Below are 8,197 nucleotides of genomic sequence, written 5' to 3'. Positions count from 1 at the left end.
TCCGGCGTACGCGCGACCTGGGCCTCGATCAGCCCGTGCAGGGTCTGATCGAGGGTGTAATCGACAGCAGTAGCATTGAACTCGACCACCACTTGCTGGCGCTCTGCGGCCTGCAAGACAGGTATGCGCTGCACCGGCAACTGCGGTTCATGTTCGAGCGCCTCGACCATGGCCGCGAGCACCTGGTGCATCTGCCCACAGATCCGCGCCGCGCCGACCTCGGCGGGGGTCATGGCGACCAGGCGGAAGCCTGCCCCGGTATCATCCACGTTCAAGCCCAGCGGGTAGTTGCTGCGTTCCTGACTTGCCAGGTTTTCGATACCCGCGGTTGCCTGCTGCTGATCCGCTGTGGCCAGACGGCTGTGGCGGTAGTTGAGCATGGCGCTGAACAGCGGCGGTGGCGCGGCCACGCCGCTGCAACGTTGCGCCAGGGCCAGGGAGGCATGTTCGTGGGCCAGCAATGCGCTGAGGCGCTGATGCGCGGCATGGGCAGCGTCCTGCAGGCCGATACCCGCGAGGTCCAGGCGCAGCGGCAATGTGTTGATGAACATGCCCAGTGCCCGCTCAGCGCCCTCGCCGCCTTGCAGGCGGCCCAGCAATACAGTGCCGAACACCACCCGATCCTGACCACTGGCGGCGCTCAGCAGACGCGCCCAGGCCAAGTGGAACAGGCTGGCGACGCTGATGCCCAAGTGCCGCCCCTGCTCGCGCAGGCGCAAGCCAAGGTCGTCGTCCAGCCACAGCTGGGCCTCTTCGATAGCGCGGCCATCGCCTTGCACATCGCTCAGGCCGAACGGCAAGGTCGGCTCGTCGATATCGCCCAGCTGCGCGCTGAAGAACGCCTCATGCTCGTCCTGGCTGATGCCCAGACGCGCCTGCGCCACGTAGTTGCGGTACGGCACTGATGGGTAAGCCGGCAGGCCCTTGCCGGCGAGCAGGGCAATCAGTTCCTCGCCCACCACCTCCATGGCAGTGTGGTCGAGCACGATGTGGTGGAACAGCAAGGTCGCCTCGACCCCGCCCTGGGTATGCCGGTAGTACAAGCGCAAAAGCGGCGCCTGGGCAAGCGGCAGATGCGCTGACTGTGCCTCGCCCTCGATCAGCGCCAGCGGTGCCCGGCGCCACACCACCTGCACCGGCTGTGGCAGACCATCCCAGAGCACCGCCGTGCGCAGCACGTCGTGACGCTCGATGACCTTGTCCAGCGCCGCCGCGAAATCCTTGAACTGCGTCTGGCTGGCGAAGGCGAAACGCGAGTGCAGCACGTACGGGTCGTGCTCGGCCGCGCTGACATGGTGGTACAGGATGCCCTCCTGCAGCGGGGCCAACGGGTAGATGTCCTGTACGTTGCCAGCGCCGCCTGGTACCTTGGCGACGATGCGCTCGATCGCCGCCTGCTCCAGGTTCAGCAGCGGCAGCATGGAAGCCGTGATGTGCTGGCAACCAGCGACGATCAAGTTGTCCGGCACCTGGACCTGGCGGGTTTGGCCCAGGGTGGCCGCCAAGGCCGCGATGGTCGGTTGGCCGAACAACGTTCGTACATCGACGTGCAGGCCTTGCTGGCGCAAGCGGGCCGTCAGGTTGACCGCCAGCAGCGAGTGGCCGCCGAGTTCGAAGAAGTTGTCGTGGCGCCCTACCCGCTCGACCGTGAGCATCTGCGCCCAGACCTGCGCCAGCGCCGTTTCGACCGGCCCTTGCGGGGCCTGGTAGGCCTGCCCGGCAAGCGCTTGCGGGTCCGGATCAGGCAGGGCCTTGCGGTCGAGCTTGCCGTGGGCGGTCAGCGGCAGCGCCGCCAGCCGGGTGAAGGCCAGCGGCAGCAAGTGCGCCGGCAGGCAGCTTTGCAGGGCGGCGCGCAAGGCGTCGACCTGCACTGGCGCAATTTCGGTGAACCAGGCCAGCAGACGCTCGTCACGTACCAGCACTACGGCAGCGGCAACCCCTGGCTGCGCCGCCAGCACCGCCTCGATCTCACCGAGCTCGACGCGCACGCCACGGATTTTCACCTGATCGTCGTTTCGGCCCAGGTAATGCAGGGTGCCATCGGCATTCCAGCGCACCAGATCGCCGCTGCGGTACATGCGGCCACCCGCTGCGCCACTGAAAGGATCGGCGACGAAGCGCTCAGCGGTCAGTTGTGGCCGGTTCAGGTAACCGCGAGCGACCCCTGCGCCGGCGATGTACAGCTCACCGACCGCATCCACCGGCACTGGCTGGCGCTGCTCATCGAGCACGTACACCTGGGTGTTGGCGATCGGCCTGCCGATATGCAGCGCAGCACCAGGCTGCAGCACAGCGGAGGTCGCTACCACCGTGGCCTCGGTCGGACCGTAGTTGTTGACCAGGGCAAAGCCTGGCTCGCGCTCGAACTGGCGCAGGCGGTCGCCGCCCACCAGCAAGGTACGCAAGGTGGGGTGCTGGCGCTCGCGGCGCAGCGCTTGCTCGGCGACGGGGGTGGGCAGGAAGCTGACCTGCAACGGCTGTTGCAGCCACCAGTCGAGCAGTTCATCGACGTGCTCGCCGGCGATGTGCGCAGGTGGCAGGTGCAGCACCGCACCCGCGCACAGCGCTGGCCAGACTTCCCAGGCCACTGCATCGAAGCCGAAGCCGGCGACGCTGCTGGTATGGCAGCCGGCGCCCACGGCGAACGCTTCGCAGTGCCAGTGCACCAGGTTGACCAGGGTCGCATGCTCGACCATCACGCCTTTCGGTTGGCCGGTGGAGCCGGAGGTATAGATCACGTAGGCCAGTCGCTCGGCCGTGAGGCCAGCGACCTGCGGATCGCTGTCGGGCTGCGCCTGCCAGGCCTGGCCATGCAGCGCAAGCTGGGCAGTGGCGCCGACCAGCCCCTGGGTCTGGGCGTCGGTCAGCACCAACGCCGGGGCGCTGTCGTGCAGCAGGTAGGCGATGCGCTCGGCAGGATAGTCAGGGTCCACGGGTACGTAGGCGGCGCCGGTTTTCAGCACCGCGAGCATTGCCACCAGGCGATCGACGTTACGTGGCAGGCACACCGCCACCCGCTCGCCCAGCGCGACGCCACGGCTCAACAGGTGATGGGCCAGGCGGTTGGCACTGCGGTTGAGTTCGCCATAGCTCAAAACCTGCCCCTCCTGTACCAGCGCAGCGGCCTGCGGCGTGCGCGCCGCCTGGCGCTCGATCAGGGCGTGCACGGTCTGGCCCTGCGGATACGGCCGGGCCGTGGCGTTGAAGGCGTGCAGCACCTGCGCGCGGGCTGGCGCATCGAGGATTGACAGCGCCGCCACGGGGGTATCGTCAGCCTGCTCCAGCGCCTGGGTCAGTTGCGCCAACGCTTCAGCCATCCACTGTGCAATGCGTGCAGCGCCCATCCCTGGTTCAGCCAGTACACTGAGGGTGAAGCCCTCGCCCAGGTCATCGACGCTCAGGGTCAGTGGGTAATTGCTGCGCTCCTCGCCGCCGAGCAGACGCACGCCTTGCAGGCTTGCATCGCTGCTCGGCGCCGCGCCGGCACTGCTGTGGCGATAGTTGAACAGGGCGCTGAACAGCGGCAGCGATGCGGCCACCGCGCTGCAACGCTGGGCCAGGGCCAGTGACGCGTGCTCGTGGCTGAGCAGTGCCGAGAGGCGCTGGTGAGTGACGCGCAGCGCCTGCTGCGCCGGGGCGCTCAGGTCGATGCGCAGTGGCAAGGTGTTGATGAACACGCCCAAGGCGCGGTCGGCACCCTCGCCGGCTTGCAGGCGGCCCATCAGCACGGTGCCGAAGACCACGTCGCTGCGGTTGGCCAGTACGCCCACCACGCGCGCCCAGGCCAGGTGCGCCAGGCTGGCGGCACTGACCCCCCGGCGCCGGGCCTGCTCACGCAGGCGCCGAGCCAGCGCGGCATCGACCGGCAGCTGAGCCTCCTCGGTATGCGCACCGTCGCTGTGCACATCGGCCAGGCCGAACGGCAAGGTAGGCTCATCGACATCGCCCAACATGTCGCGGAAGAACACCTCGTGGCCAGCAGCGTCGGAGCCCAGCCGGGCCTGCGCGACGTAGGTGCGGTACGGCGCCGGCGGCTGCAGGCGCGCCTGCTGATCGGTGAGGATCAGGCGCATCTCATTGGCGATCACTTCCATGGCGGTGTGGTCGAGGGCCAGGTGATGGAACTGCAAGATCGCCACCACCTGCTGGTTGTGCGGATCGTCGGCGTACAGCAAGCGCATCAGCGGCGCCTGGGCCAGGTCAAGGCGTTGCTGGCGGGCATCGAAGCGCGCCTGCAGGGCATCGATCACCGAGCCGGCTGGCAAATCGTCGATGGCCGTGACCGCCATGCGCGCATTGCGCCACACCACCTGCACTGGTTGCGCCAGGCCTTCGCTGAGCACGGCGGTGCGCAGGATGTCGTGACGATCGATGACCTGCTGCAGGGCCCCGGCCCAAGTGTGCAGGCGCTCCAGGTTGTCGAACGCCAGGCGCGATTGCAGCAGGTAGGGGTCACCGCGCTCGGCACTGAGGTGGTGGTAGAGAATGCCTTCCTGCAGCGGCGCCAGCGGGTAGATGTCCTGCACGTTGGCGGCGCCGCCCGGCACGCTGGCGACAATGCGGTCGATCTCGGCCTGCTCCAGCTCGATCAGGCTGAGCATCGCGGGGGTGATCTGCTGGGCGGCGGGGTCAATGCGGTTGGCCGGGACCTGCACTTCCCGGCCGCTGCCTACCGCTGCGGCCAGCGCGGCCAAGGTCGGCTGTGCGAACAGTACCCGCACATCGGCGCTCAACCCTGCGCTGCGCATGCGCTCGATCAGGGTCACTGCCAGCAGCGAGTGGCCGCCCAGTTCGAAGAAATGATCGTCTCGGCCGACCTGTTCGACCTTGAGCACGTCGGCCCAGATCGCCGCCAGGGCGGTTTCCACCGCGCCCTCGGGAGCCTGGTAACCGCGGCTCAGGACGGCATCGCTGCCAGGTGCCGGTAGCGCGCGGCGGTCGAGCTTGCCGTTGGCGGTCAGCGGCAAGGCGGGCAGCTGCACGTAGGCAGCGGGCAGCATGTAGTCCGGCAACTGGGTTTGCAGCTGGGTATGCAAGGCGGCGATTGCCGGCGCATCGGCACTGGCAGTGAAGTACGCCACCAGGCGCTTGTCACCTGGGGCGTCCTCGCGGACCAGCACCGCCGCCTCGGCTACACCAGGGCAGTCACTCAAACGCGCCTGGATTTCGCCCAGTTCGATGCGGAACCCGCGCAGCTTGACCTGCTGGTCGGCGCGGCCCAGGTAACGCAAGGTGCCGTCGGCCTGCCAACTGACCTGATCGCCGCTTCGGTACATGCGCGCCCCCGCTTGCGCAGTGAACGGATCGTCGAGGAACCGCTCGGCACTGAGTGCGGGCTGGCCCAGGTAACCGAGGGCCACGCCGTCGCCGCCGATGTACAGCTCGCCCACCGCGCCGACCGGCAGCGGTTGCCGACGAGCGTCGAGGACATAGCAACGGGCATTGCCGATGGGCTTGCCGATCGGGATGCTGCCTTCGCCTGCCTGGACGATCTCGAACGTCGTGCTGAAGGTGGTGGCCTCGGTCGGACCGTAACCGTTGAGCAGGTGCGCAGGCTTGCCGCCGCGCAGCACCCGAGCGATCACCGCCGGGTCGAGCACGTCGCCGCCGACCATCAGGTAGCGCAGTTGGGCGAAGGCCGGCAGCAACGCATCGGCAAACTGGTGGAACAGCCCGGCAGTGAGCCACAACACGTTGACTTGCTGCGCCAGCAGGCAGTCGTGCAGGCCTTGGCTGGACAGCACCTGCTCTTGATCGATGACCACCAGTGTGGCGCCGTTGAGCAGCGCCGCCCAGACCTCCAGGGTACTGGCGTCGAACGCCGGGTTGGAGGCGAACGCCACGCGGTCCTGGCTGTTGAAGTCGGCAAAGCCGTTGTTGATGACCAGGCGGGCGATGGCCCGGTGCGGCACTTGCACGCCTTTCGGGGTGCCGGTGGAGCCAGAGGTGTACATGACGTAGGCAGGGTCCTCGCCCGCGACCGGCAGCCCCGGTGCGTGGGCCGGGTAACGGTCCAAGGCCAGCTGATCGAGTTCGACCCGCAGGGCCTGCCCCACCTGTGGCTCGCTGCTGTGGGTCAGCAGCAGCCGGGCCTGGCTGTCGGCAATCATGAACGCCTGGCGCGCAGCCGGCGCGTTGCTGTCCAGCGGCACATAAACCGCCCCGCACTTGCTCGACGCCAGCTGCGCCGCCAACAGGTCGATGCCGCGTGGCAGCAACAGCGCCACCCGCTCGCCAGGCTGCAGACCGAGCGCCAGCAGGTGATGGGCCAGGCGATTGGCGTGCTGGTCGAGTTGTGCGTAGGTATGGCGTTGTTGCTGGTGGACTACCGCGATGGCGTCTGGGGTCAGCGCGACATGGGCGCCGAACAGCGTGTGCACGGCGTGCTCTCGTGGGTAGTCACGGCGGGTCGCATTGAAGCCCTGCAGCACCCGCTCGCGCTCGGCCGCAGCCAGGCAGTCGAGCTGCTGCAGGGGCGTTGCCGGGGCGTGTTGCAGGGCCTGGGCCAGGCGCTCCAGCGCCGTGGTCAGCAGGCGGCAGACCTGGGCGCCGTCCACGCTGTCGACGGCTTGCACGGTCAGCACCAGGGCCTGGCCCGTATCGTCGACGTTGACCACCAGCGGGTAGTTGCTGCGCTCATGGGCTTCCAACTGCTCGATGCCCTGCCACGCTTGGCGCAGCTCGCCAGGGCTGGCCGCGCTGTGGCGGAAATTCAACAGGCTGGTGAACAGCGCCTGGCCGGCAGGCACCGCGCTGCAGCGCTGCGCTTGCGCCAGCGAGGCCTGCTCGCAGGCCAGCAAGCGCGCCAGACGCTGATGGGTCAGGCGCAGCCCGTCGCAGGCCGGGGCGCTGCCGACACTGACGCGCAGCGGCAAGGTGTTGATGAACATGCCCAGCGCCCGTTCGGCGCCCTCGCCGCCTTGCAGGCGACCGAGCAGCACGCTGCCGAACACCACCTCCTCGCGCCCCGACAACTGCGCCAGCACCTGGCCCCAGGCCTGGTGCACCAGGCTGGCCAGGCTGACGCCTGCCTGCCGCGCCTGCTCGCGCAAGCGCTGGCCTAACGCCGCGTCCAGCGTCTGGCGGCTGTCGAGCACGCGGCGCCCGTGGGTGTCGGCATCCCGCAGGCCGTAGACCACGGTCGGCTCGTCGATGTCGCCGAGCAGCTCGCGGAACAGCGCCTCGGCGGCCTGCTGGTGATTGCCCAGGCGCGACTGCGCGACGTAGTTGCGATAAGGCACGCTGGCCTGGGTCAGCGCCTGGCCCTGCAGCAGGGCGGTGATTTCCGCCACGAGCTGCTCGACGGCCGCATGGTCGAGGACGATATGGTGAATCAGCAGGGTCGCCTCGACGCGCCCAGCGCAATCGTCCTGCAGCAGGCGCAGCAGCGGCGCCTGGTTGAGGTCGATCACGGCGTCGGCAAGCCGAGGCGCCTCGCGCCAGACCACTTGCACCGGCTCTTCGAGCTGCTGCCAGTGAATGCTGGTGCGCAGGATGTCGTGGCGAGCGATGACCTGATCGAGGGCGTTGGCGAACGCGTCCAACGTGGCCTGGTCGGGGAAGGCGAAGCGTGCCCGCAGCACGTAGGGGTCGGCCCCTTCGCTGGCCAGGTGGTGGTAGAGGATGCCTTGCTGCAGCGGGGCCAGGCCGTAGATGTCCTGAATATTACCCACGCCCCCCGGGATCTGCGCGGCCAGGGTATCGATGGCCGCCTGCGACAGGCTGGCCAACGGCAGCATGGCAGGGGTGATACGGGTGCAACCTGGGGTGATGCAGTTGTCAGGGACCTGTACAGCGCTCGAGGTGCCGACTGCCGCTGCCAGCGCGGCCAGGGTCGGCTGGCCGAACAACACGCGAATATCGGCGTGCAACCCGTGTTGACGCAGGCGTGAGGTCAAGGTCACGGCCAGCAGCGAATGGCCGCCCAGCTCGAAGAAGTTGTCATGGCGACTGACCTGCTCGACGCCGAGCAACTCCTGCCAGATGCTGGCTAGCAGGGTTTCGGTTTCGCCCTGCGGTGCTTCGTAGACGCGTGCCTCAAGGGCGCCCGGCTCGGGCAGTGCCTTGCGGTCAAGCTTGCCGTTGGGGCTTAGCGGCAGCGCTTCGAGGTGAATGAACAGCGCCGGCACCATGAACTCCGGCAGGTGCGTGAGCAGTGCCGTGCGCAGGGTCTCGGGCGCGCTTGGCTCGCCGGTGT

Annotated in this window: 1 protein-coding gene; it reads right to left on the bottom strand. The window is 68.5% G+C overall.

What is annotated here, in order from left to right:
* A partial coding sequence (locus tag FS665_RS22940) for a non-ribosomal peptide synthetase (protein WP_145193606.1) occupies positions 1-8,197 on the bottom strand: 8,197 nt, incomplete at both ends.

Origin of the sequence: Pseudomonas sp. URMO17WK12:I11, from assembly GCF_007677725.1 — a bacterium.
Taxonomy (GTDB): domain Bacteria; phylum Pseudomonadota; class Gammaproteobacteria; order Pseudomonadales; family Pseudomonadaceae; genus Aquipseudomonas.
This window is presented reverse-complemented; position numbering and strand designations above follow the sequence as displayed.